This window comes from Streptomyces sp. NPDC033136, assembly GCF_055578235.1.
In genome coordinates this window covers 1-25,585 of record NZ_JBVIPD010000037.1, presented here as the reverse complement: position 1 = coordinate 25,585, position 25,585 = coordinate 1, and the positions used below count along the sequence as shown (strand labels likewise).

The following is a 25,585-nucleotide window of genomic DNA, read 5'->3' as shown; positions in this document are numbered from 1 at the left end:
TACCGCGAACTCGTGAAAAACGCCGATGAGAATGGGCCGACCGGTTCGCGGACATTCGCCGAGGTCACCGCCGCATACCCCCACTGGGAATCGGGATAATTCTCGCGTATCGCCGACCGAATGTACCCTTGTTCTACTCACCGGAAACGGCTAGCCGAAACACAGTCCGAACCCGTGTCGTATAAACTCCGCGAAGGCAGAAGGTTGGCGCCCACGGTCGCCGGGTCCCGCCGCCGAGGCGACGTTCGATGGACCCCATCCTCCTCTCGTTCTCCAGACCTGGCCCCCGCCTCTCTGACCTCCGTGAGCTGACAGCGCCGTCCGCCCCCGCCCTCGCGCCACCGTGCCTTTGAATGAGAGGCGACCCACCATGCCGCTGCATGTCCCGCCGGCTCCCGCGCCCGCACTCCGTTCCGTCCTGACCGCGCTCTCCTCGCGCACCGCGGTCCGCGAAGCGCGAACCCCCGCCCTGCTCCGCAGCCAGGGGCCCGCCACTCCCGAGCTCCCCCTGCCCGTCCACGTCCTCGACCGGGTCACGGCCGAGGGCGTGTCCGCGACCCGGCTGGCAGGGTGGCGGTTCCTGGTCCGCTGCGACGACGGCGCCGTGGCCGCGGCGGAGACCATGCTGACTCCCGACGGCTGGACCTTCTCCCACTTCTTCGAGGGGCCGTACATCACCTCCACCGAGCGCGCCCTGCGCCAGGCCGAGGTGATGCCGCAGTCGTACCAGCCCCGCCTGCTGTCGGTGCCCAGCCTTTACATGCTGACGCTCTGGCTGCACGAGGACTGCGCCGCGGACGGGGCCACCGGCCACCCCGCCGCCACCGATCTGCTCGTCCCGCTGGCGCCCGCTCCTCCAGGTATCGCGGCACACCGCCCGCATCGCGTCGCCGAACTCCTCCCGGTGCTGACCCACCGGGCGACTCCCACCAGACTGCTCGGCTCACCCGCCTGAAGCGTCGCACCGCGAAGTGCCCTCAGCCCCGTCGCCGAATTCCCGGCGACGGGGCCAGTCCTTTACCGCCTGTCCGCTCGCACGTACCGCCCGGCGCTCGCACGATCGCTTTGCCGCTCACACGATCGCTCTAAAGAGCGCCGAATGGCTCGTACGAGCCGAAAAGGTCGGGAGTCCGACCGGACTAGCCCTATCCGGCCACTGCGAACCACCCGAAGGGACAGTCCAGTTGGGATGAACCGTCCGCACGGGTGATGCGTCCTGAACCTGTGAGAAGCGGTGCTGCGAAATCCCTGCGGAACGACGCCCGTAGGGCAACACTGGGTTCCGACGACTTAAACAACGGGGGGCGGCCATGAACGACACTTCTAGCCGCGGAACAGACACGACAACCGACTCGGTCAACTCGGTCACCACGTCCATCTCGACAGAGCGAAAGATCTCACCCATGTGCCAGCACCAGACACCGTGCCCGTCAGCCGACTCCGCCGGCCGGGATTCCGCCCGCCTCGTGGCGCACCACCCGGAGCAGGGATGGAGCCTGCTGTGCAACGGCGTGGTGCTCTTCGAGGACACCGGTGAGCTGCTGCCGGACGGCCGGGTCATCGCCCCGCACCGTCCGCTGGCCGGGAGCCAGGTGATGACGGCGGCCTGAGCGTCGCCGGGCAGGGTCACGCTCCGCCCACAGACATGAGGGGCCGGCCGCAGGACACCCCGCGCACCGGCCCCGACGTGTGTCCGGGTGCCGTCACTCCGTGTCACCTCCCGCGACGCGTTGTCGCTGACTCGTACGCCTTCCCACGGCTGCCCGTCTTCCGGAAGGCTTCCGGAAGCCTGCACCGCCCTGCTCGACCTGCCCCGACCGCCGACCGCTCTCTTCGCCGCCAGCGACCAGATGGCCCTCGGCGCGATCGAGGCCCTGCGCCGGCGCGGCTCCGGGTGCCGCAGGACATGAGCGTGGTGGGTTTCGACGACCTTCCGGAAGTCCGCTGGTCGGATCCGCCACTGACCACGGTCCGGCAGCCCCTCGCCGACATGGGCAAGCTGGCCGTCCGCACGGTCCTCCGCCTCACCCACGACTAGCAGCCGGACGCACCGCGGGTGGAGCTGGGGACCGAGCTGGTGGTGCGAGCGAGTACGGCACCTCCGGCGACGCGGGCCTGAGGGGCCGGGCCCGCATCGCCGAGGTCGACGGGAGCCCGCCCCAGCCGCATCACCGCACAGGCATGCCCACGCCCACCGGCGTGGCGCCCGACCGGCACACACCCGCCCGCATTCCACGACATCGCAGGAGACCGGCCACGGCCCGCCGGGGCAGCGCTGCCGCAAAGGCCGAGCGACCGCCAAGGCCGAACAGCCACCAGCGCCGGACAGTCACCAACCGACCAGCCGCCAGGGCCAAACGGCCGTCAGCGCAGCACCGGCGGCCCCGAGCCCAGCGGGGGCGCCCCACCTCCCCTCAACGGCAGGACGCCCCCACCCCCTACCTCCCCCCGAGCGCCTCACGGATCGCGAAGTACGCCGGCTTCCGCCGCAGTTCCTCGTCCCACGGCAGGGCCGCGCCCTCCCCCGGGAAGAACGCCGGGATCCAGGAGTACTTGTCCGTGTAGTCCCAGAGAGTGATGCCGACGCACCGGCGCACCACCAGGCAGGCCTTGGTCAGGTCGCCGTACCACTCGGCCTGCTGGGCCAGCTTCTCCTCGGTCGCGGGCAGCTGCATCCGGATGTCGACCTCGGTGAGAGACGTGTCGAGGCCGAGCCGGGAGAAGCGGCGGAGGTTGTCCTCCAGTGTCGTGGGATAGCCGTACTGGAGAGCCAGATGGGCCTGGAGACCGATGCCGTGCAGCGGGACGCCCTCGGCCTTCAGCTCCTTGGCCAGCTCGTAGTACGCGTCGCTCTTCGGGCCGATCCCCTCGATGTTGTAGTCGTTGAGGTACAGCTTGACGCGCGGATCAGCCTGGTGCGCCCAGCGCAGCGCGTCGGCGATGTACCCGGGCCCGAGCGTCTTGTAGAAGACCGACTCGCGGTACGTACCGTCCTCGTTGAACGCCTCGTTGACGACGTCCCAGGCGAACACCTTGCCCCGGTAGTGCCGTACCTCCGCCTGGATGTGCTTCTTCAGCACGGCCCGCAGCTCCGGGGCCGTCCACTCCCGTTCCGTGAGCCAGCCGGGCAGCTGGCTGTGCCAGACCAGGGTGTGGCCGCGCACCTTCTGCCGGTTGGCGCGGGCGAGGTTCACGATCTCGTCGCCCTTGGAGAAGTCGAACACGCCCTGCTGTGGCTCGGTCGCGTACCACTTCATGCCGTTGCCGGGGGTGATCTGGTCGAACTCGCTGCCGAGCAGGGCCGTGTAGGGCGCGTCGACGAGTTCGGGATTGTCCGTCGCACTGCCGAAGTAGCGGCCGTGCCGCTGGGCGAGGTCGGCGAGCGTCCGTTCCTTGCCGTGCCGCCCGTCCGCCTGTGCCGTCGGCCCGGTGGCGATGCCTCCGAGCGTCAGCGCGGCGGCGAGCGCCCCGGCGAGCCTGAGCCGTGGAGCGGTCCTGCGCATGGTGCGACTCCTCACGGTGGACGGGTAGGTGAGCCGTACGTCCGCGGCGCGCGTCAGCCCTTCGTGGCGCCGGCGGTGAGGCCGCCGACGAGCTGCCGCTCGGCGACGGAGTAGAAGGCGAGGGCGGGGACCATGGCCAGCACCAGATAGGCGAAGACCTTGGCGTACTCCGCGGAGTACTGCCCCTGGAACTGCTGGACACCGATCGGCAGCGTCCACCACTGCGCGTCGGTGAACACCAGCAGTGGCAGGAAGAAGTTGTTCCAGCTGGTGACGACGGCCAGCACCGAGACGGTGCCGAGCGCGGGCCGCGCCATGGGCAGCAGCACCCGCCAGAAGAAGCCGAACGAACTGCACCCGTCGAGCGTGGCCGCCTCCTCCAGTTCCCCCGGGATCTGCCGGAAGAAGCCCCGCAGGATGATGATGGTCATCGGCAGCCCGAAGGCCGCCTGCGGGAGGATCACGCCGAGCGGGTTGTCCAGCAGGTCCAGGGACCGCAGCAGCAGGAAGAGTGGCAGGGCCGCCACCGCGAACGGGAACATCAGCCCCATCGTGAACAGCGTGAACAGCGCCTCCCGGCCCCGGAAGGCGAAGCGCGCGAAGGAGAAGGCCGACAGCGCGGACACCGCGACGACCAGGACGGTCGTGCCCACCGCGATCAGCGTGCTGTTGCCGATCAGCCGCCAGAAGTCCCCCGAGCCGAGGATCCGGGTGTAGTTCGAGGTCACCCACGACTCGGGCAGCCCGACCGGGTTGCGCGAGAGTTCGTCGGTGGACTTGAAGCCGGACAGCGCGGCGTAGAGCAGGGGGACGGCCATGACCGCACCGACGACGAGCAGGACGAGGTGCAGCGGGAGGTCCTTGCCCCTGCGACCCTTCTGACTAGCCGTCACTTTCCGTCACCCCGCATAGTCGTGGTGGCCCCTTCCAGGTCGCGCCGGAGCACAAACCGCTGGTAGGCGAGGGCGAAGACGAGGCTGATGCCGAACATGACCACGCTGATCGCGCTGGCGTAGCCCACCTGATAGCGCTTGAAGCCGTACTGGAACATGGTCACGGCCATGGTCTCGGAGTGGTGGTCGGGGCCGCCGGCGGTGGTCACCCACACCAGGTCGAAGAGCTGGATCGCCCCGATGACCGCCAGGAACACGCTGATGCGCAGGGTGGGCGCCAGCAGCGGCAGCGTCACGTTGCGGAAGCGCTGCCAGGGCCCGGCCCCGTCGATGAGCGCCGCCTCGGTCAGCTCCCTGGGGACGGCCTGGAGCCCGGCCAGGTACAGCATCATGTGGAAGCCGAAGTACTTCCAGGTCATGACGAGGAACAGCGTCGCCATGACGGTGGACGGATCGGCGAACCACTCCCCGCCCAGCCCGTCCAGTCCGATCCTGCCGAGGACCTGGTCGGCGAAGCCGTCGTCCGGGGCGAAGATCATGCCGAACAGGATTCCGGTGATCGCCTCGGACAGCACATACGGGGCGAAGAACAGCATCCGGTACACCGCCCGGCCGCGCATCCGCTGGTTGAGCAGGACGGCCATGGCAAGTGCGAACGGCAGCTGGATGACGAGCGACAGCACCACCAGGACCAGACAGCGCCACAGGTCACCCAGGAAGACGTCGTCCTGGAGGAGGCGGGTGAAGTTCTCGCCGCCGACGTAGTCGGAGGGCATACCGAAGCCGCCCCAGCGGAAGAAGGCCGCGTACAGGGCGAACAGCATCGGCAGCAGTACGAGCCCCATGAACAGCACCAGGGCGGGCAGTTGGAAGCCGGCCGCGGTGAGCCAGTGCAGCGCGCGACGCCGGGCCCGGCTCCGGGCCCGGTCCGTAGCCGGGGGTGGTGGGCCGACGTCGCGGCCTGTCCGTCTGTCCGGCAGGAACGTGGAGGTCATCGCCGGTTACTGCTCTTCCTTCGCGGTCTTCGTGATCGACTGGACGACCTGCCCGGGCGACTTGGACCCGGCGATCAGCGCGGCGACGCTGTCGTTGACCTCCTGGCCGACGGCGGGCGCGTAGGCCTGGTCGAGATAGAGCTGGAAGCCGGTGGCTCCCTTCAACTGCGCCTGTACGGCCTTGATGTTGGGGTCGCTGATGGCGCTCTCGGCCGCCGGGACGACGGGCAGGACGCTGGTCTTCTTGACCAGCTCCAGGTCCGTGGCCTCGGACGCGAAGAACTCGAGGAAGTCGACGGCCGCCTGCGGGGCGCCCCGGCGCAGCGCGTGCCCGCCGCCTCCGCCGAACACCTCGGTGATGGCGCCCTTGCCGCCCTCGACCGCGGGGAAGGGGAAGAAGCCGAGGTCCTTGCCGAGTCCCCTGCCCGCGTCGGCCTGGACCGTGGGCGCCCACTGGCCCATGAGCTCCATGGCCGCCTTGCCGTTGCCGACCGTGGCGGCCTGCCCGGTGGGCGTGGAGTAGGCGGCGCCCAGGAAGCCCTTCTGGAACGGCTGGAGAGCGACGAGTTCGTCCAGGTGCTCGCCCGCCTCGACGAAGGGGGCGCCGGCGAAGTCCTTGTCCTCGTAGGCCTTCTGCAGCGCTTCGGCGCCGGCGGTACGCATCGCCAGGTAGGCCCAGTAGTACATGCCGGGCCACTTCTCCTTGCCGGCCAGGGCGAGGGGGGTGATGGTCTCGGCCTTCAGCTTGCGCACGGCGTCGAGGAAGCCGCTCCAGGTGGCCGGGGGCTCGGAGATGCCGGCCTGGTCGAAGAGCGCCTTGTTGTACCAGAAGCCGATCATGCCGATGTCGAACGGGACGCCGTAGACCCTGTCGTCGAGCAGGTAGGGCTCCTTGGCGACCGGGAGCAGGGCGTCGCCCCACGGCTTGGTGCTGTCCGTGAGGTCCTCGACGAGTCCGGCGTCGACCTGCTGCTTCAGCACGCCGCCGCCCCAGGTGTGGAAGATGTCGGGCAGCTTCCCGGAGGCCGTCAGGGCCGTCATCTTCGACTTGTAGGCGTCGTTCTCCAACTGGACGATCTTCACCTTGGCCTTGGGGTTCTGCGCCTCGAACTTCCGGGCGAGACCGGCCCAGACGCCCTTGGCCGGCTCGGTGGTGGAGATGTTCCACCACTCGATCGTGGTCGTCCCGGACGACCCTCCGTCCGAGTCTCCGCCGCATGCGGTCAGTGCCGTCATCCCCAGACCGGCCGCGGCGGAGGCCGCCAGGAAGCCGCGGCGGGACAGTGCCGGGTCGCCCATCATGCGCTCCTTGAGTACGGGACGGCCCGCTTCTCACGTCCGTCCGCTGAGTCGAAAGTTTCGAATCAGATCCGGAAAGCTGCGTTGATGCCGCACCCTAGAGACAGCCGCCAAACGGTGGCAACCCCTTGTACGTGGTGAATCTGCCGCCCCTGCAAGAGCTGTGAGCGACGGGCGAAACATTCGATTAAGTAAACGAACGTTACGAAGCCGGCCCGCAGGCGTGGGCAACAGCGGGCCGGCGCCCGCCGCGGCCACACCGTGATCACACAGGGTGGCCGACCGGACGGACACCACCGCCCCTCGCGGATCCGAGGCTTCCCGGGATCCCAGCAGTCCTTCAGCTCGCGATTCCCACCCTGCCGAGGCTCCCGGGCGCAGCCCTGACAAAAGCTTGTGCGCCCATCCCGCTCATCCACGGGCGGGCCACGGCATCACGCTCCGCATACGGCAACCGGGCCCGTCCCGTGCCGACCGGAACCACCCCGCGCACATCGGGAGCACGTCGACGGCCACACGCGCTGCCGACCGCCGGTCTCCGCCTGACTGTCGACACACGTGGGCCGAGTCAGGCCGCCCGGTCACCCCTGCCCGGCGACCCACGGTGGCCGAGTCGGGCCGGCGACGCAGGGCGGCCGGGTCAAACCGTCGGCCTCCGCCGCCCCGAGCGTGATCCCATACTGTGCGAGAGCTCCCCCGCCATCACGCCACCCCGATCTCCCCGGCCCGCCGGGCCACCATGCGACGACTAACGCCATATCGCGTCATACCCAACGGCCAACCCCCGCACCCCCGGTTCCCCTCCCCCGCGCCTAAGGTGACCGGCATGCAGTCGTACACGATCGGCCAGGCAGCACGGCTGCTCGGCGTGAGCCCGGACACCGCCCGGCGCTGGGCGGACGCCGGCCGCATCACCACCCACCGCGACGAGGCCGGGCGGCGGCTCGTCGACGGACGGGACCTGGCCGCCTTCTCGGTCGAACTCGCCAGGTCCGGCGCCGCCGAGGACGACACCCCGTACACCTCGGCACGCAACGCCTTCCCCGGCATCGTCACCGCGATCAAGCTCGGCGACGTCGCCGCCCAGGTGGAGATCCAGGCCGGTCCGCACCGGCTCGTCTCCCTGCTCACCCGCGAGGCCGTGGAGGAACTGGGCCTGGAGGTCGGCATGGAGGCGACGGCCCGCGTGAAGTCGACGAACGTCCACATCGACCGGGTCTGAGTTCCACACGAACGCACATACACACCCTGCGCCGCCATTGGCATCGCTCATGCGATGCGGCAGGAGGCTTCTGGCTGGCAGATGCGCCGGTATGATCGACGTAGCGGAAGGGTCCGGAGGGCTCTTCCCCCTGGCCGACGGAGGGAGTGGCTCCGAGATGACCCGTTCCGCGCACCGGACCCGCCGGATACCGCAGGTCGCTGGTGTGTCCGCCGCCGCGCTGCTGACGCTGAGCGCCTGCTCCTCCGCCGGTTCGGGTTCGAGTTCGGACACGGGCTCGTCCTCGTCGAAGCCCTCCGGCACGGTCACGGTCTTCGCCGCCGCCTCCCTCGAAGAGAGCTTCAAGGCCCTGGGCAAGACGTTCGAGCAGCAGCATCCGGGCACCGACGTCGTCTTCAACTTCGGCGGCAGCGACACCCTCGCGGCCAGCATCACCAGCGGCGCCCCGGCCGATGTCTTCGCCGCCGCCAGCAGCAAGACCATGGCGATCGTGACGGACAGGAAGGACCCGGCGGGCCCGCCGGCCACCTTCGTCCGCAACCGGCTGGAGATCGCCACCCTGCCGGGCAACCCCGACAGGATCTCCTCCCTGAAGGACCTCACCAAGTCCGGCCTGAAGGTCGTCCTGTGCGACAGGACGGTCCCGTGCGGCGCCGCCGCCCAGGAGGCGCTGGACGCCGCCGGCCTGAAACTGACCCCCGTCTCGTACGAACAAGACGTCAAGAGCGCCCTGACGAAGGTCGAGCTCAAGGAGGCCGACGCGGCCTTCGTCTACCGGACCGACGTGCGCGCGGCGGGTGACAAGGTGGAGGGCGTGGACTTCCCCGAGGCGGCCGAGGCCGTCAACGACTATCCGATCGCCCTGCTCGACCACGCCCCCAACCCCGGCACCGCCAAGGCCTTCATCGCCCTGGTGCGCTCCGCCGAGGGCCAGAAGGCGCTGTCCGGAGCCGGGTTCCTCAAACCGTGACCGACACGCTGGAGCGCCGGCCCCGCCGTGATCGCACCCGCGGCCGGACCCGCGCGGTGCCGGTCCCCCTGCTGGTGCCCGCCCTGGCCGGGCTGGCGTTCCTGCTCCTGCCGCTGATCGCCCTGCTCGTCCGGGCCCCCTGGCGCCAACTTCCCGAGCAACTGGCCAGCCCCGAGGTGTGGGAGGCGCTCCGGCTCTCCCTCGTCTGCGCCACGGCGGCGACAGCCCTGAGCCTGGTCCTCGGTGTCCCCCTGGCCTGGCTGCTGGCTCGTACGCGCTTCCCCGGCCGGGGTTTCGTGCGGGCCCTGGTGACGCTGCCGCTGGTGCTGCCGCCGGTCGTGGGCGGTGTGGCCCTGCTGCTCGCCTTCGGGCGCAACGGCGTGATCGGGCAGTGGCTGGACGCCTGGTTCGGGATCACCCTGCCCTTCACCACGACGGGCGTGATCCTCGCCGAGACCTTCGTGGCGATGCCGTTCCTCGTCATCAGCGTGGAGGGCACCCTGCGGGCCGCGGACTCTCGCTACGAGGAGGCGGCCACCACCCTGGGCGCCTCCCGCTTCACCGCGTTCCGCCGGGTCACCCTGCCGCTGATCGCGCCCGGCATCGCGGCCGGTTCCGTGCTGGCCTGGGCCCGGGCGCTCGGCGAGTTCGGCGCAACCATCACCTTCGCGGGCAACTTCCCGGGCCGCACGCAGACCATGCCGCTGGCCGTCTATCTCGCCCTGCAGAACGACCCGGCGGCGGCGATCGCCCTCAGCCTGGTGCTGCTGGCCGTGTCCATCGCCGTCCTGGCGGCCCTGCGCGACCGCTGGCTGACCGCCTCGTGACGGTCCTTACGGCCGACCGGAGCCGGCGTCCGGGGCCACCCCGCTCCAGGGGCTCCGGCGGACCGGAGCCGGCTTCCGGCACCGCCCGGACCGGTCCCCTGTGTGACGGCCCTCCCACTCTCTGGACGACCTGCTGATGACCGACCTCGACGCCACTGGACCCGGCTCCTCCCCCGAAGGCCTCGACGCCCGCCTCCTCGTGGACCGCGGCTCCTTCCGCCTCGACGTCACGCTCACCGCCGCCCCCGGGGAGGTCGTCGCACTGCTCGGACCGAACGGCGCCGGCAAGACCACGGCCCTGCGCGCCCTCGCGGGACTCGTCCCCCTCACCTCGGGCCATCTGCGGCTCGACGGCACCCGGTTGGACCGTACGCCGCCCGAGTCCCGCCCCGTCGGCGTCGTCTTCCAGGACTACCTGCTCTTCCCGCACCTGACCGCCCTGGACAACGTGGCCTTCGGGCCGCGCTGCCGGGGCGCCGGCAAGGCCGAGGCCCGTGCCCAGGCCGCCGAGTGGCTGGGCCGCATGGGCCTGTCCGACCACGCCGGCGCCAAGCCCCGCCGCCTCTCCGGCGGCCAGGCCCAGCGCGTGGCCCTGGCCCGCGCCCTGGCGACCGGGCCCCGGCTGCTGCTCCTGGACGAACCCCTCGCCGCCCTCGACGCCCGTACCCGTCTGGAGGTGCGCGCCCAGCTCCGGCGTCACCTCGCCGAGTTCGAGGCCGTCGCGGTCCTGGTCACGCACGACCCACTGGACGCCATGGTGCTGGCCGACCGCCTGGTCGTCGTCGAGGACGGCCAGGTCGTCCAGGAGGGCACGCCCTCCGACATCGCCCGCCACCCCCGCACGGACTACATCGCCCGCCTCGTCGGACTCAACCTGTACCGGGGACACGCCGAGGGCCACACCGTCCGGCTGGAGGCGGGCCCCGCCCTCACCACCACCGAGGAGCTGTCAGGCCCGGTCTTCGTGGCGTTCCCGCCGGGCGCGGTGACGCTGTACCGGGACCGCCCGACCGGCTCCAGCGCCCGCAACCTGTGGCGCTGCGAGGTCGCCGGGCTGGAGACCCACAGCGACCAGATCCGCGCCGACCTCACCGGTGAACTCGCCCTGACCGCCGACCTGACCACGGTCGCCGCCGCCGAACTCGACCTGCACCCCGGTGCACCGGTGTGGGCGGCGGTCAAAGCGACCCAGACGCACGCATACCCGGCATGACGACCCTGCCCGGCTGCCGTGCCCTCATGAGCCTGGGCATCCGCAACCGCTCGTGGCACCGTCACCGCGGTCACCTCGGGCGAAGTCATGGCGACGGCCCGAATCCGCCTCACCGGCGGCCAGGACCTCTCGTCGCCCCGATCAAGTCGGCCGAGGTGGCCCTCATCCGGCATGAGGCATGACGGGAGGGGCCCCGCACCGCGGAGCCCCCTCTGACCGGTCGGTCGGTCAGTCCTCGTACGCGTCCAGCGGCGGGCAGGAGCAGACCAGGTTCCGGTCGCCGAAGGCCTGGTCGATACGGCGCACCGGCGGCCAGTACTTGTCGGCGGCCGACACCCCGGCCGGGAAGACGGCGTCCTCACGGCTGTAGGCGTGCTCCCACTCACCGGCGAGCGCACCGGCGGTGTGCGGGGCACCGCGCAGCGGGTTGTCGTCCGCGGGCCACGCGCCGGAGCCGACCTTCTCGATCTCCGCGCGGATGGCGATCATGGCCTCGCAGAACCGGTCTAGCTCGGCCAGGTCCTCCGACTCGGTCGGCTCGATCATCAGCGTCCCGGCCACCGGGAACGACATCGTCGGCGCGTGGAAGCCGTAGTCGATCAGCCGCTTGGCGACGTCGTCGACGCTCACGCCGGTCGCCTTGGTCAGCGGCCGCAGGTCGATGATGCACTCGTGCGCAACGAGCCCGCCGGGACCGGTGTAGAGCACCGGGTAGTGCGGCTCCAGCCGCTTGGCGATGTAGTTGGCGCTGAGCACGGCCACCTGCGTGGCCCGCTTCAGCCCCTCGCCGCCCATGAGCCGGACGTACGCCCACGAGATCGGCAGGATGCCGGCGGAGCCCCAGGGCGCCGCCGAGACGGGTCCGACGCCGGTCTCCGGGCCGGCCTCGGGCTGCAGCGGGTGGTTCGGCAGGTAGGGCGCGAGGTGCTCCCGCACCGCCACCGGCCCCACGCCGGGACCGCCGCCGCCGTGCGGGATGCAGAAGGTCTTGTGCAGGTTCAGGTGCGAGACGTCCCCGCCGAAGTGCCCCGGCTTGGCGAGCCCCACGAGCGCGTTGAGGTTCGCCCCGTCGACGTAGACCTGCCCGCCCGCCTCGTGCACCTGCGCGCAGATCTCGGCGACGTGCTCCTCGAACACACCATGGGTGGACGGGTACGTGATCATCAGCACCGCGAGCTCGTTCCGGTGCTGCTCGATCTTCGCCCGCAGGTCCTCGACGTCGATCTCGCCGTCCTCGGCGGTCTGCACGACGACGACCTTCATGCCCGCCATCACCGCGCTCGCCGCGTTGGTGCCGTGCGCGGACGACGGGATCAGGCACACGGTCCGCTGCCCGTCCCCGTTGGCCCGGTGGTACCCGCGTACGGCCAGCAGTCCGGCCAGCTCGCCCTGCGATCCGGCGTTCGGCTGGAGGGAGACCTTGTCGTAGCCGGTGACCTCGGCGAGCCGGTCCTCCAGCTCGTGAATGAGGGTGAGGTAGCCGGCGGCCTGCTCGGCGGGCGCGAAGGGGTGCAGCTGCCCGAACTCGGGCCAGGTGACCGGCTCCATCTCCGTGGTCGCGTTGAGCTTCATGGTGCAGGAGCCCAGCGGGATCATGCCGCGGTCGAGCGCGTAGTCCCGGTCGGCCAGCCGGCGCAGGTAGCGCAGCATGGCCGTCTCGGAGCGGTGCTGGTGGAAGACGGGGTGCGTCAGGTACTCGTCGGTGCGGAGCAGCGCCTGGGGGAGCCCGTCCTCCGTGGCGGCGTCCAGTGCCTCGACGACACCCTCGACACCGAAGGCGGCCCACACGGCACGCAGCTGGGCCCGGGTCGTCGTCTCGTCACAGGCGATCGAGAGGTGGTCGGCGTCGACGAGCCGCAGGTTGACCCCGTTGTCCCGCGCGGCGGCCAGGATCTCGGCGGCCCGGCCCTCGACGCGCACGGTCACGGTGTCGAAGTAGGCCCCGTGCACCACCTCGACACCGCCGCTCGCGAGCCCGGCGGCGAGGACGGTGGCGTACCGGTGGGTGCGCCGCGCGATGCCCTTCAGACCCCCCGGCCCGTGGTAGACGGCGTACATGCCGGCCATGACGGCGAGCAGCACCTGTGCGGTGCAGATGTTGCTGGTGGCCTTCTCGCGGCGGATGTGCTGCTCACGTGTCTGCAGCGCCAGCCGATAGGCCCTGTTCCCGTCCACGTCGACGGACACGCCGACGAGCCGCCCGGGCAGGCTGCGCGCCATCTTCTCCTGGACCGCCATGTAGCCGGCGTGCGGCCCGCCGAAGCCCATCGGCACCCCGAACCGCTGCGTCGTCCCGACCGCGATGTCGGCGCCGAGCTCACCGGGCGACTTCAGCAGCGCCAGCGCGAGCAGATCGGCGGCGACGGTGACGAGCGCCCCGAGCTCGTGCGCCTGGTCGATGACCGGCTTGATGTCCCGTACGGCACCGGAGGCGCCCGGGTACTGGATCAGCACTCCGTTGATCTCACGCTCGGCGACCTCTGCGGGGATGCCGTCACTGAGGTCGGCGACGACGACCTCGACGCCCGTCGGCTCGGCCCGGGTCTGGATCACGGCGATGGTCTGCGGCAACGCGTCCGCGTCTACCAGGAACAGGCCCTTCTTGTTCTTGCCCAGCCGCCGCGACAGCGCCATGGCCTCGGCGGCCGCCGTGCCCTCGTCGAGCAGGGAGGCGCCGGAGGTCGGCAGTCCGGTCAGATCGGCGACCATGGTCTGGAAGTTGAGCAGCGCCTCGAGCCGCCCCTGCGAGATCTCCGGCTGGTACGGCGTGTAGGCCGTGTACCAGGCCGGGTTCTCCATGACGTTGCGCAGGACGACCGGCGGCGTGAACGTGCCGTAGTAGCCGAGCCCGATCATGGATCCGAGGACCTGGTTGCGGTCGGCGAGGGAGCGCAGCTCGGCGATCACCTCGGCCTCGCTGCGGGCGCCGGGCAGGTCCAGTGCTTCGGCGCTCCTGATCACGGCCGGGACCGCGGCGGCCGTGAGCTCGTCCAGCGAGCCGTAACCGACGTGCGCGAGCATCTTGGCGCGGGCCTCGTGGTCGGGGCCGATGTGGCGCTGCTCGAAGGGGACTGCCTCTTCGAGCTCGGAGAGCGGAATGCGATGGGCGGTCATTTGCGGAGGCCTCCTGGTCACACGACCTACGAGGGGCACCACGGCGCGGGTACCCGGACGGCCTCCCCCTCTGTCATCTCAACCTGAGAGCTTCACCGGATCGCCCGAAGGCCTCCGGTTTTCACCGTCGGTGAGAGCGGAAGCCGTCGACACCCGCCCTGCTTTCCAGAGTGACCTCGTCCGTGCGGTACGTGAGCCTGAGAGATTCCGGGGAGGATTTGCTCCTTCGGCGCCTCCGGTGGTGCCTGGAGGACTCTCCCGCACGGGGTCAACAGCCGCTGCCAGCGTACCAGCGAGGTCAACGCACTCACCTTCGAGTGGCCACCTCCCCCGTTGTGCCGTTTTGTAGTGTTTACGGATGAGTTGCGACCATGTGGAGGGCCCGTGCGTACCGACATCGATCCGCGCAACCTGATCGGCCGCAAGGCGTTCGACCGCAAGGGAACCAGGCTCGGCACGATCGACGAGGTCTACCTCGACGACGCGACCGGCGTACCGGAGTGGGCGGCCATACGGACCGGCCTGTTCAGCAGGGACGCGTTCGTCCCCCTGGAGCCCAGCGAACTGATCGAGGGCGCCCTCCACGTCCCCTTCGACCGCGCCCTGATCAAGAACGCCCCCGACTTCGGCGTGGGCCGCCATCTCTCCCCGGAGCAGGAGCTCCAGCTCTACCACCACTACGGTCTCGACGTCGCCGCTCCTCCTCCGCTCCCGGACCACGACTTCGGCAAGCTGGCGGGCACGGACGAGACGAAGGCCTGAAGGCCAGGCCCCCGCGGTCCGTGGCCCAGCGACCGCGGGGCCCGCGCCGCGCCGCCCGGCCCCTACGGGAGGGCATGCCCCGAGGAGGCCCCGGAGGGTATGTCCACCGGTCCGGGAACCGCGCTCGTCCCACCGCCGCCCTGCCCCTCCGTGGAGCCGCCGTCCTCCCTGCCCTCGGCTCTTCGTGACATCAACGGCAACGGATCCGCCGGCTCCAGCGCGGGGTCGTCGACGCGAAAGGTCCGCACCCGTCCCGGCTGCGACCCCGGCGTCTCGAACCGCACGGTGACCCGCCCCAGGCCACTGCCCTGCACCCATCCGTGCCCGAACTCGGCGTGCCGCACATCGTGCCCGGCCGGCCACCGCCGCCCGGCGAGCGCCGGCTGCTCCTCGGCCGGCGCCACGGAGTGCTCCTCGGCCGGGCCCTCCGTGACCGCCCGCTCCCCCGCCGCCTGAGCGAAAAGGTCCTCCTGCGTGTAGTCGGCGAGTCCGCTGACGCCCACCCCGAGCAGCCGCACCCCGCCCGTCGTATCGACCGACTCCAGCAGCCTGACCGCCGCCTCACGGATGACTCCGGGGTCGTCCGTCGGACCACGCAGCGTCTCGGACCGGGTGAGCGTCGAGAAGTCGTACCGCCGCACCTTCAGCACGATGGTCCGCCCGGACAGCCCGGCCCCGCGCAGCCTCCGCACGCACCGCTCAGCGAGCCGCTGCACCTCCAGCCCGACCCTCGTCCGGTCGTGGATGTCCACGTCGTACGTATCCTCGACCGACACCGACTTCGCCTCGCGCTCCGCCACCACGGGCCGGTCGTCCCGCGCCAGCGCCATCGCGTAGAGCCCGTGCCCGTGGGCCTTGCCCAGCAGGCGCACCAGCTCGTCTTCGCCCGCCTCGGCGATCTCCTCGACCGTGGTGATCCCGGCCCGGCGCAGATGGTCCCCCGTCGTCGGCCCCACGCCTGGCAGTGTCCGCACCGGCATCGGCCCGAGCATCGCCCGCTCGGTGCCCGGCTCGATCACCACCAGCCCGTCCGGCTTGGCCTGCTCCGAGGCGATCTTCGCGAGCATCTTCGAGGCGGCGAGCCCCACCGACCCCGTGAGCCCCGTGACGGTCCGGATATCCGCGCGCAGCTGCGCCCCGACCCGTCGCGCCGACTGCTCGTCCCAGGCCTTCCCGCCGGCCTCCAGGTCCACGAACGCCTCGTCCAGGCTCAGCGGCTCCACCAGCGGCGACAGCGCCCTCAGCAGCTCCATCACCCGCTCACTGATCATCCGGTAGAGGGTGAAGCGCGGCACCAGATACGCGGCGTTGGGCGCGAGCCGCCTGGCCTGCCCCATGGGCATCGCCGAATGCACCCCGAAGACCCGGGCCTCGTACGACGCCGTCGCCACCACACCGCGCGGCCCCAGCCCGCCCACGATCACGGCCTTCCCGCGCAGGCTCGGCTTGGACGCCTGCTCCACCGAGGCGAAGAAGGCATCCATGTCGAGATGCAGAATCGTGGGCGCGGTTCTCACATCTCCGATGCTGCCCTACGCCACTGACAATGCCCCGGTCACCCGCCCGGACTGCTTCCATCGCCTGCCGGGCTCCCGCTGCCGCCCTGCTGGGCCACCCCGGAGAAACCGCTTACAGCCCGGCGCGGAAACGTCCCGCCTCCTGCGGCCGCATGCCCACCGCGGGCCGATCGGCTCAGACGGCCCGGTTCCTCCGCCGCGCCAGCTCGTCCGCAGGATTGGGCCCGATCAGCGTCTCACCGGTGTCGATCCGCTCCCCGTGCAGCTGGGACAGCGCGCTCTCGACGTCCCGCCACACCACGCCCACGGCGATCCCGAAGACCCCCTGGCCACCTTGGAGCAGGGCGTGGACCTCGTCGGGCGAGGTGCATTCGTAGACGGTGGCGCCGTCGCTCATCAGTGTCATCCGCTCGAGGTCGCTGAAACCGCGTTCCCTCAGGTGCTGGACGGCCGTGCGGATGTTCTGCAGCGACACCCCCGTGTCGAGGAACCGCTTGACGATCTTCAGGACGACGACGTCCCGGAAGCTGTACAGCCGCTGCGTCCCGGATCCGTGGGCGGGACGCACGCTCGGCTCGACGAGACCCGTGCGCGCCCAGTAGTCCAGCTGCCGGTAGGTGATACCGGCTGCCGCACAGGCCGTGGGGCCGCGATAGCCGATCTGCTCGGACGCCATGGACGTCGTCCCTCCGCTGCTCGGCACGGCCGTCGGTCGTTGCGGAGCGTAATCCGTTGCGCCCTCGGGCTGGGGGTACCCCCCGCTCGAGCGGAGCCGTGCGCCGGGGGGCGGGTACGGACCGCTCGCCCTGAGACTGCGCTCGGGGCCGCCCCCAGCCGTACCGTCGCCGCTGCTTCTCACGCCGACCTCCGTCCTTGACCTGCCTTCTCGACGGTAGGCAGTCCCCAGGGGTGCGTCAACGATCGCCACACTCGGCACGCCGAGTGATAATCACCCTAAGAGTGGTTTCTCGTGCCCCACCGCGGGGAAAGGCTAGCCGAATGCCTTCGGCGCGGGCCGTGTGACGCACTCATTCGCCTCCGGCACATGCGGGCATTTCACCCGTCCTCACCCGTCCGTGCCCGTCCGCACCTCGCCCTGACATGCGACGGGCGGCCCCCACCGCGGACCATCTCGTCCGCCGGGCCGCCCACGCGTCTCACCGACGCCGCTCCCGCCCTCCGGCTCCCGGCCGGCCCGCGGAACTCACTGACTGCTGCTGCCGAAGTCCTCCGGGGAGATCTGGTCGAGGAACTCGCGGAACTTCTCCACCTCGTCCTCCTGCTCGTCCGGGATCGCGATGCCGGCGTCGTCGAGCACCGTGTCACTGCCGTAGATCGGCGTGCCGGTGCGCAGGGCGAGCGCTATGGCGTCGGACGGGCGGGCGCTCACCTCGACGCCGCTGGCGAAGACCAGCTCCGCGTAGAAGACGCCCTCACGCAGATCGGTGATGCGCACTTCCGTGAGCTCCTGGCCGACGGCTTCCAGCACGTCCTTGAACAGGTCGTGGGTCAGCGGCCGCGCGGGAGCCATGCCCTGCTGGGCGAAGGCGATCGCCGTCGCCTCCCCCGGTCCGATCCAGATGGGGAGGTAACGGTCGCCTCCCACTTCACGCAGCAGCACGATCGGTTGGTTGGAGGGCATTTCGACCCGGACACCTACGACATCGAGCTCGTTCACACAGCAACCCTAGGCCGTGCTCGGGATGTTTGGGTAGTCGGGCCGGGATCGGGCGCCTGATCCGGCCCCCGCGCGCCCGGCCGCCGTCAGGGCAGCCGCACCCCGAGCGCCGTCTGCACCAGCGCGGCGTGCAGCTTCACCGTGAGCCCCGCCAGTTCCTTGGTTCGGGCTTCCGCGTGAGCCCTGGTCTGCGGGTTCCGGTGCCGCTTCAGCGGGGCCACCACCTGGTCCACCAGCCCGGCCTCGCGGTCGGCGGCGGCCTTCATGACCCGCAGGTGCCGCGGCTCGATCCCGAACCGCCCGAGCTCGAAGACGAGGGAGGCCACCGTGACCGCCTCCGCGTCGTACGCACCGTCCTCCAGTGGAGTGAGGAGCCCGTACGACTCCCACTCCTTGAGTTCCTGCTCGTCGATGCCGACGGCGGCGAGCAGCTCCTCACGCCCGACCCTGACCGCCGTGGACCCCTCGGGGGCTTCGGGCACGGATTCGCCGTCGCGCTGACGGCCCACGACCGGCAGCTGGACGGCCTCACCGCGCTCCATGGCCTCCAGATGCTCCCGGATCACCTTCAGGGGCAGATAGTGGTCCCGCTGCATCCTCAGGACGTGACCGAGGCGCTCGACGTCGTGGGCGCTGAACTTGCGGTACCCCGAAGAGGTCCGCTGCGGCTCGATGAGCCCCTCGGACTCCAGGAAACGGATCTTGGAGATGGTCACCTCGGGGAACTCGTCGCGCAGCACGTTCAGCACCGTGCCGATGCTCATCAGCCCACTGTCCGTGGCAGCGGTGCCGTGTCCGGCACCGCCGCTCGGTGTTCGAAGCATGGACCTTCCCTGACGGATGGACCTTCGCTGAGGTGTCCCCGGACGGAGCCCGGGTCAGTACCCCTGCTGGCTGGCGTGGAAGACCAGCCGGTACTTGCCGATCTGCACCTCGTCGCCGTTGTTCAGGGCGACCTGGTCGATCCGCTCGCGATTGACGTACGTGCCGTTCAGGCTGCCCACGTCGGCCACCGTGAACGAGCCGTCCTGTCCGCGGCGGAACTCCACGTGGCGCCGGGAGACCGTCACGTCGTCCAGGAAGATGTCGCTCTGCGGATGACGTCCGGCCGTGGTCAGATCGCTGTCCAGCAGGAAGCGGCTGCCCGAGTTCGGCCCGCGGCGCACGACCAGGAGCGCGGAACCCAGCGGCAGCGCGTCCACGGCCGCCTGGGCCTCGGGGGACAGCGTCGGCATCGGCGTCTGGCCGGTGGTCTCGCTGTCGTAGGCCTCGAGACCGGAGATGGAGATCGTGGAGGTCGTCTCGGACGGACGCTCGGCGGCCGCCCCCGCCCGCAGCGGCGCGCCGCAGTTGGAGCAGAAGCGGCTGTTCTCCGCGTTGCGGTTACCGCACCTCGTACACACCAGGGCCGACATCGGATCCTCCTGCCGCGGCTGCTCACCCGGAGCATGGGACGCGTACGGGTCGGAATATCCTCCACCCGCACTTGAGGTTGACGGTTGCCCGAAACCTATGCCGCCGGGCTGCGCAGGGTCAACCGACGGCGCGCCCTGACCTCCGGAAATGTCACCGCCCGGACCCCCGACCTGGTCCCGGAACAGCGGCCGCTGGCCCTCCGCGTCTGGCTGTGCGCGATGACGAGCGGTCGCGTTTTCGCTGCCCTCTCGCGCGCTCTTGCCGAACAACTTCGCAAACAACTTCACGGGCGATTCCCCTTGACCGAAACAGACCCGCCCGTGGGGCAGGACGAACCCTGACTGAACACTCTGGCCGACCCGGACATCCTGACAACGTCCGTCTGCACCAGACAGTTTCCACCACGCACCACCCATTCGGTGCGCCGACCCCCCGCAACCTCATGCCCTCGCCGGACGCCGCCCATGCACCCCCGGTTCACTGCGAGGACGACCGAGCGTAGTCAGGCCGCTTCGCTGCTCGCAAGGCGTCCACAACGATCTTGGTGGACCGCTCGGTCGTGACGGTGGCCTGTTCCTTCTCGAGAGTCTGCACCACGCCTCCGGGGATGTTGAGCGCCGGCTCGAGGTCCTGCGGCTTGCCGATGACCTTGAAACGATAGGGCGCGGTGATCTTGTTCCCGTCGACGCTGACGCCCTTGCCCGAGTCCGTGAGGTACGTGCCGGCGACGACCCGCACGCCGTTCACCTGGATCGCCTCCGCACCGGCAGCGCGCAGCTCCTGGATCGCGTCGAGCAGCATGTCCGCCTCGACCGTCCTCTTCGTGTCCTCGATGGCCATGGTGATGCCGGGCCCCTGCGCGGCCACCGTGCCCGCCAGGATGCCGAGTTGCCGCTCCTTCTCGATCGTCTGCTTCCGGGCCTCCTCGGCCTGGTCCGAGCTGTTCTCCAGCTCGTCGCGCTGCTGCTCGAGGCCTTGCTTCTCGTCCTCAAGACGCTGAGTACGGTCGTCCAGTTCATCGAGGATGCGGACGAGATCTTCCTGCCGCGCGCCGCGCAGGGCGCTGTCACTGTCGCTGTTCGACGCCACCTGCACGGCCAACCCGAACCCGAGGCCGAACAGCAGCAGGGCGACGATGAGTTGGGCCCGCGTGACCCGCGGCGGCCACAGCCCCTGCACCAGGCGCTGCCTGCCGGTCAGCCGCGGCTCGGGGTCCGCCGGCCGTTCCGGCTCCGGCGCCGCTTCCGGCTCGGGGGCGGTGTCCTGGGCGGCGGAGGCCGGCGCGGACACCTCCTCGGGCAGTTCCCTGCGCAGCCTGCTCCCGGACTCGCCGCGCCCGTCACGCCGGTCCGCGTGGGTGGCGCCCTGCTCCTCGGCGTGCTTGTCGTCGTGCTCGCTCATCGGCCTCACGCCCGGAAGACATGCCGGCGGATCGCCGCGGCGTTGGAGAAGATCCGGATGCCGAGGACGACCACCACACCGGTCGACAGCTGCGCGCCCACTCCCAGCTTGTCACCGAGGAACACGATCAGCGCGGCCACGACCACGTTCGACAGGAACGACACCACGAAGACCTTGTCGTCGAAAATGCCGTCGAGCATCGCCCGCAGGCCGCCGAAGACGGCGTCGAGCGCCGCCACGACAGCGATCGGCAGATAAGGCTCGACCACCGCCGGAACCTCAGGCCGGACCAAGAGGCCGGCCACGACTCCCACGACGAGGCCCAGTACGGCGATCACGATGTGCCCTTCTCGCTCTTCTCAATGCTCGGCTGTGCGGTACGCACGGTCACGCGCGGTGCGCTGGGCAGTCGGAGGTCGTCCTCCACGGAGATGCCCGTCCTGATGCCGTAGCTCTCCCGCAGCGCGTCGAGGTACAACCCGTCCGCGCTGCTCTGGAACCGCGTGCTCAGCCCCTGCCCGTCCCCCACCGCGAGCACCGTGTACGGAGGCACCAGCGGCTTGTTGTCGACCAGTATGGCGTCCCCCGCGGCCCTGATCGCGGACAGCGCCGTCAGCCGCTGTCCGTTGATGGAGATCGCCTCGGCGCCCGACTCCCACAACCCGTTGACCACGCGCTGCATGTCCCGGTCGCGCAGCCGCCCGGTGTCGGAGAATCCGGAGGTCCCCCGCGGGTCGCCGTCACCGCCCGGGCCGGCTTCCTTGGCGTCGTTCACCACGAGCTTCACACCGGGCCCGTGCACCGCGACGGCGCCCGACAGAATGCCGACCAGGCCGGAGTCGGGGCTGCCGCCGCTGTGCTTCAGCGCCTCGCGCTGCCGCGCGCTCACGTCGGCGCGCAGTTCGTCGACGGAGTCCTCCAGCTTGTCCGCCGCCTCGGTCTCCCGGTCTATACGGTCGACGAGCTCTTCCCGCTCCTTGGCGACGACCGGAGCGGCGACCCGCGCCTGCGCCGCTCCGACGGTCACGACCATGGCCGCGAGCACCAGGCCGGAGGCGAGCCCGAGCTTCGCCCGGAGGGACTTCGGCAAGCCGCCGTCACCCGCGGCCTTCTTGCGCGCGGCGGCCTCGGCGTATCCGTCGTCGAGGCTGTGGTCCATGACGTTGGTGAGCAACGACATGGACGCATCCGGGCGCCGGGGCCGCGCGGGTGTGCTCCGAATGGGGGGTTGCTGCGGCATGCCGCACATCGTCGCACGTCGCGGCCACTACATCCGAACGGCCCCACCGGCGTGCCGGACAGGCCCGTTGGGGACACTTGTCCGGCACGCACGCGTGCAGGGGCTCCGCTCTACCGGCCTGCGCTGTCCACGACCGCCGACCACTCGTCCAGCAGGGCCTGCGCGGAGGCGTCGTCCGGCCCCTCGGCCCACAGGTGGGTGACGGCCTCGGCCGGATCGGGCAGCACCATCACCCAGCGGCCGTCGGTCTCCACCACACGGACCCCGTCCGTGGTGTCCACGAAGCGGTCTCCGGCCGCCTCGACGACCCGCCGCATGACGAGTCCCTTGACGGCCCACGGGGTCGCCAGATCCCGCTTCAGGACGTGCGCCCGCGGGATCCGGGCATCGATCTGGCTGAGCGTGAGCTGCGTCCGTGCCACGAGCCCGATGAGCCGTACGAAGGCCGCGGTGGCGTCGTACACGCTGCTGAACTCGGGAACGATGAACCCGCCCTTGCCGTCACCACCGAAGATCGTCCCTTCCTCACCGCCCACGCGCGTGAGGTCGTCGGGAGAGGTGGTCGTCCACTCGACCTGGGTCCCGTGGTACGCCGCCACCTGCTCGGCGATCCGGGTCGTGGTCACCGGCAGCCCGACCCGTCCGCTGCGCCGCTCGGCCGCGACGAGGTCCAGCATCACGAGCAGCGCCCGGTCGTCCTCGATGATCCGCCCCTTCTCGTCGACGAGGGACAGCCGCTCACCCACGGGGTCGAACCGCACGCCGAACGCGGCCCCCGAGGACGCCACGATCTCACCGAGCCGCACCATCCCCGACCGCCGCATGTCGGCCGTCTCCGTCGGCCTGGACTCGTCAAGACCCGGGTTGATCGTCAGCGAGTCGACACCCAGCTTCCCGAGCAGACTCGGAAGCACCAGGCCCGCGCTTCCATTGGACGCGTCCACGACCACCTTGAGCCCGGAGTCCGCGATTCCGGTCGTGTCCACGTTCCGCAGCAGCGACCCGGTGTACGAGTCGAAGACGCTGGCCGGGAAGTGCAGGTCACCGATCTCGCCCGGGAAGGCACGCCGGTACTCCTGCCGCGCGAACACCCGGTCCAGCTTCCGCTGGCTGCCCTGCGAGAGGTCCGCGCCCTGCCCGTCGAAGAACATGATGTCGACGGAGTCCGGCACCCCGGGCGTCGTACGGATCATGATCCCGCCCGCACTGCCCCGCGCGGTCTGCTGCCGCGCCACGGGCAGCGGAACGTTCTCCAGGTCCCGTACGTCGATGGCGCTGGCCTGCAGTGCGGAAATCACCGCCCGCTTCAGCGCACGGGCACCACGCGAGTGATCCCGGGCCGTGGTGACGGTCGAGCCCTTCTTCAGCGTCGTCGCGTAGGCACCCGCCAGCCGCACGGCGAGTTCCGGCGTGATCTCCACATTCAGGATTCCGGAGACGCCGCGGGCACCGAAGAGGTGCGCCTGCCCCCTGGACTCCCAGATCACCGACGTGTTGACAAAGGCGCCGGCCTCGATGGTCTTGAACGGATAGACCCGGACATTGCCCTGGACGATCGATTCCTCACCGATCAGGCACTCATCACCGATGACCGCCCCATCCTCGATGCGTGCCGCGCGCATGATGTCGGTGTTCTTGCCGACCACGCAGCCGCGCAGATTGCTGTGCGGCCCCACGTAAACGTTGTCGTGGACGACTGCCTTGTGCAGAAACGCACCGCTCTTGACGACCACGTTGGAGCCCACCACGGTGTGCTCCCGGAGCTCGGAACCGGCCTCCACCTTGGCATAGTCGCCGATGTAGACGGGCCCTCGCAGGACCGCGTCGGGATGGACCTCGGCGCCCTCGGCGACCCACACTCCCGGGGAGATCTCGAACCCGTCGATGTCGACGTCGACCTTGCCCTCCAGGACATCGGCCTGCGCCTTGACATAGCTCTCGTGGGTGCCGACGTCCTCCCAGTAGCCTTCGGCCACATAGCCGTAGACCGGCTTGCCTTCCTTCATCAGCTGCGGGAAGACATCGCCGGACCAGTCGACGGGCACATCGGGCTCGACGTAGTCGAAGACCTCGGGCTCCATCACGTAGATGCCGGTGTTCACGGTGTCGGAGAAGACCTGTCCCCAGGTGGGCTTCTCGAGGAAGCGCTCCACCTTGCCTTCCTCATCGACAATGGTGATACCGAATTCCAGCGGATTGGGGACACGCGTCAGACAGACGGTGACCAGCGCACCCTTTTCCTTGTGGAAATTGATCAGCTCGGTGAGGTCGAAATCGGTCAGAGCATCGCCGGAGATGACGAGGAAGGCATCGTCCTTCAGGGCCTCTTCGGCGTTCTTGACACTTCCGGCGGTACCGAGTGGCTTCTCCTCATTGGCATAGGTGAGCTCCATACCGAGCTCTTCACCGTCACCGAAGTAGTTCTTGACGAGCGAGGCCAGGAACTGGACAGTCACGACTGTTTCGTTGAGACCATGCCTTTTGAGCAGCCGCAGAACATGCTCCATGATCGGGCGGTTGGCCACAGGCAGGAGCGGCTTGGGCATGCTTGAGGTCATAGGGCGAAGGCGAGTGCCTTCGCCTCCGGCCATCACGACGGCCTTCATGTCGGAAGCGTCCTCCTCTAAGACGACGGTCTAGCCGACTTCCCCCGCCAAGATTGTCCCGCACTTATCCGACACGGGCCATCGCTCCGCTGCGGCAGCAGGACCATCCGGGAGTTCAATCGGCCATGGTGTCCGCACGGACCAGGCGGCGGACTTGTACCACGTAGAGGACTCCTGCCCACCAGTACAGCGTTGTACCCCATCCGGCGAACGCCCATCCGAAAATAGCAGCCAGTGACGAGATCCAGCCTGTTCCGTCACTGAGCAGGAGCAGGGGGAAGGCATACATCAGGTTGAAGGTGGCGGCCTTGCCCAGGAAGTTCACCTGGGGCGGCGGATAGCCGTGCCGACGGAGGACGCCCACCATCACCAGCAGAACCAGCTCCCGCGCCAGAAGGGCGGCGGTCAGCCAGAAGGGAAGAATCTCGCGCCACGTGAGGCCGACCAAAGTCGAGAGAATGTAGAGCCGGTCGGCCGCGGGGTCGAGCAGCCGGCCCAGGCTGCTGATCTGGTTCCAGCGCCGTGCCAGCTTGCCGTCCAGGTAGTCACTGACGCCGCTCAAGGCGAGCACCAGAAGGGCCCAGCCGTCACTCTGGGGCCCACCGAACTCAGGTCGCAGGATCAGCCACAGGAAGAGGGGCACGCCGACCAGGCGCGCCATGCTGAGGATGTTCGGGATGGTGAGCACACGGTCCGTCTGGACGCGAGTCTCCTGAACCTCCACCCGGGGGCCTCCTGTGGGAAACGTGCCAACGATGCTCCCTGACCTTACCTCAACGCAAAAAAGCTCTGGCTCTCGGGCTTATGGGCCCAAGAGCCAGAGCTCTAAAAGGAGTTCGGCGGCGTCCTACTCTCCCACAGGGTCCCCCCTGCAGTACCATCGGCGCTGTAAGGCTTAGCTTCCGGGTTCGGAATGTAACCGGGCGTTT

Annotated in this window: 22 protein-coding genes, 1 rRNA gene, 2 pseudogenes and 1 riboswitch; of the genes and pseudogenes, 9 read left to right on the top strand and 16 right to left on the bottom strand. The window is 70.1% G+C overall.

The window, feature by feature from the left end:
• The first annotated feature begins 370 nt into the window (after window positions 1–370).
• The 3 genes and pseudogenes from ACZ5TL_RS37840 to ACZ5TL_RS37830 all read left to right on the top strand — a co-directional run.
• Window positions 371–955 carry a hypothetical protein gene (locus ACZ5TL_RS37840; protein ID WP_468595311.1) on the top strand — a complete coding sequence of 195 codons (585 nt, stop codon included), beginning with the start codon at window positions 371–373 and terminating at the stop codon, window positions 953–955.
• Window positions 956–1,403: 448 nt separating this feature from the next.
• The gene (locus ACZ5TL_RS37835) at window positions 1,404–1,610 is read left to right on the top strand and encodes a DUF5999 family protein (RefSeq protein WP_468595310.1); all 207 of its coding nucleotides are present in this window, start codon (window positions 1,404–1,406) and stop codon (window positions 1,608–1,610) included.
• 177 nt (window positions 1,611–1,787) lie between these two features.
• Window positions 1,788–2,119 (top strand): annotated as a pseudogene (locus tag ACZ5TL_RS37830) (LacI family DNA-binding transcriptional regulator); the annotation flags it as partial.
• A gap of 319 nt (window positions 2,120–2,438) precedes the next feature.
• Here the strand turns inward: ACZ5TL_RS37830 and ACZ5TL_RS37825 are convergent.
• The 4 genes from ACZ5TL_RS37825 to ACZ5TL_RS37810 form a co-directional block, all read right to left on the bottom strand.
• Entirely contained in the window at window positions 2,439–3,503 is a 1,065-nt protein-coding gene (locus ACZ5TL_RS37825; RefSeq protein ID WP_468595309.1) for an endo-1,4-beta-xylanase, read from the bottom strand.
• 53 nt (window positions 3,504–3,556) lie between these two features.
• Window positions 3,557–4,321, bottom strand: coding sequence for a carbohydrate ABC transporter permease (locus ACZ5TL_RS37820; protein ID WP_468595341.1), 765 nt, complete (start codon window positions 4,319–4,321; stop codon window positions 3,557–3,559).
• Window positions 4,322–4,392: 71 nt separating this feature from the next.
• On the bottom strand, window positions 4,393–5,391 hold the full coding sequence (locus tag ACZ5TL_RS37815; RefSeq protein ID WP_468595308.1) for a carbohydrate ABC transporter permease: 999 nt from the start codon (window positions 5,389–5,391) through the stop codon (window positions 4,393–4,395).
• 6 nt (window positions 5,392–5,397) lie between these two features.
• The gene (locus ACZ5TL_RS37810; RefSeq protein WP_468595307.1) at window positions 5,398–6,690 is read right to left on the bottom strand and encodes an extracellular solute-binding protein; all 1,293 of its coding nucleotides are present in this window, start codon (window positions 6,688–6,690) and stop codon (window positions 5,398–5,400) included.
• Between the two features lie 826 nt (window positions 6,691–7,516).
• Between ACZ5TL_RS37810 and ACZ5TL_RS37805 the strand changes: the two genes are divergently transcribed.
• From ACZ5TL_RS37805 to ACZ5TL_RS37785, 5 genes and pseudogenes are all read left to right on the top strand, one after another.
• Window positions 7,517–7,912, top strand: coding sequence for a TOBE domain-containing protein (locus ACZ5TL_RS37805; RefSeq protein ID WP_468595306.1), 396 nt, complete (start codon window positions 7,517–7,519; stop codon window positions 7,910–7,912).
• Window positions 7,913–8,069: 157 nt separating this feature from the next.
• The gene (modA, locus tag ACZ5TL_RS37800; protein WP_468595305.1) at window positions 8,070–8,882 is read left to right on the top strand and encodes a molybdate ABC transporter substrate-binding protein; all 813 of its coding nucleotides are present in this window, start codon (window positions 8,070–8,072) and stop codon (window positions 8,880–8,882) included.
• Window positions 8,879–9,709 (top strand): ABC transporter permease, encoded by an 831-nt coding sequence (locus ACZ5TL_RS37795; RefSeq protein ID WP_468595304.1) that lies wholly within the window; start codon window positions 8,879–8,881, stop codon window positions 9,707–9,709. The genes modA and ACZ5TL_RS37795 overlap by 4 nt, the downstream gene beginning before the upstream one ends.
• A 136-nt stretch (window positions 9,710–9,845) precedes the next feature.
• A complete protein-coding gene (locus tag ACZ5TL_RS37790) occupies window positions 9,846–10,922 on the top strand; it encodes an ABC transporter ATP-binding protein (protein WP_468595303.1) in 1,077 nt (358 codons plus the stop codon).
• A gap of 26 nt (window positions 10,923–10,948) precedes the next feature.
• A pseudogene (locus ACZ5TL_RS37785) lies at window positions 10,949–11,057 on the top strand (TOBE domain-containing protein); the annotation flags it as partial.
• A 93-nt stretch (window positions 11,058–11,150) separates the two neighbouring features.
• Here the strand turns inward: ACZ5TL_RS37785 and gcvP are convergent.
• Window positions 11,151–14,036, bottom strand: coding sequence for an aminomethyl-transferring glycine dehydrogenase (gene gcvP, locus ACZ5TL_RS37780; RefSeq protein ID WP_468595302.1), 2,886 nt, complete (start codon window positions 14,034–14,036; stop codon window positions 11,151–11,153).
• A gap of 175 nt (window positions 14,037–14,211) precedes the next feature.
• Window positions 14,212–14,307: riboswitch (glycine riboswitch) on the bottom strand.
• A gap of 113 nt (window positions 14,308–14,420) precedes the next feature.
• On the opposite strand from gcvP, the gene ACZ5TL_RS37775 reads away from it, so the two are divergent.
• Window positions 14,421–14,798: a PRC-barrel domain-containing protein gene (locus ACZ5TL_RS37775; RefSeq protein ID WP_468595301.1), complete on the top strand. Its 378-nt coding sequence runs from the start codon at window positions 14,421–14,423 to the stop codon at window positions 14,796–14,798.
• A gap of 62 nt (window positions 14,799–14,860) precedes the next feature.
• Here ACZ5TL_RS37775 and ACZ5TL_RS37770 read toward each other — a convergent pair whose 3' ends face one another.
• The 11 genes from ACZ5TL_RS37770 to rrf form a co-directional block, all read right to left on the bottom strand.
• On the bottom strand, window positions 14,861–16,315 hold the full coding sequence (locus ACZ5TL_RS37770) for a DNA polymerase IV (protein WP_468595300.1): 1,455 nt from the start codon (window positions 16,313–16,315) through the stop codon (window positions 14,861–14,863).
• A 175-nt stretch (window positions 16,316–16,490) separates the two neighbouring features.
• Window positions 16,491–17,174, bottom strand: a complete 684-nt coding sequence (locus ACZ5TL_RS37765) for a MerR family transcriptional regulator (RefSeq protein ID WP_468595299.1) — start codon at window positions 17,172–17,174, stop codon at window positions 16,491–16,493.
• Between the two features lie 345 nt (window positions 17,175–17,519).
• Window positions 17,520–17,993: a bifunctional nuclease family protein gene (locus ACZ5TL_RS37760; RefSeq protein ID WP_003988851.1), complete on the bottom strand. Its 474-nt coding sequence runs from the start codon at window positions 17,991–17,993 to the stop codon at window positions 17,520–17,522.
• Window positions 17,994–18,079: 86 nt separating this feature from the next.
• Complete coding sequence (gene ftsR, locus ACZ5TL_RS37755; RefSeq protein ID WP_468595298.1) at window positions 18,080–18,817, bottom strand: transcriptional regulator FtsR; 738 nt, start codon at window positions 18,815–18,817, stop codon at window positions 18,080–18,082.
• 54 nt (window positions 18,818–18,871) lie between these two features.
• A complete protein-coding gene (locus ACZ5TL_RS37750) occupies window positions 18,872–19,825 on the bottom strand; it encodes an FHA domain-containing protein (RefSeq protein ID WP_468595297.1) in 954 nt (317 codons plus the stop codon).
• A 61-nt stretch (window positions 19,826–19,886) separates the two neighbouring features.
• Window positions 19,887–20,810 carry a DUF881 domain-containing protein gene (locus ACZ5TL_RS37745; RefSeq protein ID WP_468595296.1) on the bottom strand — a complete coding sequence of 308 codons (924 nt, stop codon included), beginning with the start codon at window positions 20,808–20,810 and terminating at the stop codon, window positions 19,887–19,889.
• 5 nt (window positions 20,811–20,815) lie between these two features.
• A complete protein-coding gene (locus ACZ5TL_RS37740) occupies window positions 20,816–21,148 on the bottom strand; it encodes a small basic family protein (RefSeq protein ID WP_003988855.1) in 333 nt (110 codons plus the stop codon).
• Complete coding sequence (locus ACZ5TL_RS37735; RefSeq protein WP_468595295.1) at window positions 21,145–22,059, bottom strand: DUF881 domain-containing protein; 915 nt, start codon at window positions 22,057–22,059, stop codon at window positions 21,145–21,147. The genes ACZ5TL_RS37740 and ACZ5TL_RS37735 overlap by 4 nt, the downstream gene beginning before the upstream one ends.
• A gap of 101 nt (window positions 22,060–22,160) precedes the next feature.
• Window positions 22,161–24,656: a sugar phosphate nucleotidyltransferase gene (locus tag ACZ5TL_RS37730; RefSeq protein WP_468595294.1), complete on the bottom strand. Its 2,496-nt coding sequence runs from the start codon at window positions 24,654–24,656 to the stop codon at window positions 22,161–22,163.
• Between the two features lie 115 nt (window positions 24,657–24,771).
• The gene (locus tag ACZ5TL_RS37725; protein ID WP_468595293.1) at window positions 24,772–25,380 is read right to left on the bottom strand and encodes a CDP-alcohol phosphatidyltransferase family protein; all 609 of its coding nucleotides are present in this window, start codon (window positions 25,378–25,380) and stop codon (window positions 24,772–24,774) included.
• 110 nt (window positions 25,381–25,490) lie between these two features.
• Window positions 25,491–25,585, bottom strand: a 5S ribosomal RNA gene (gene rrf, locus ACZ5TL_RS37720); the annotation flags it as partial.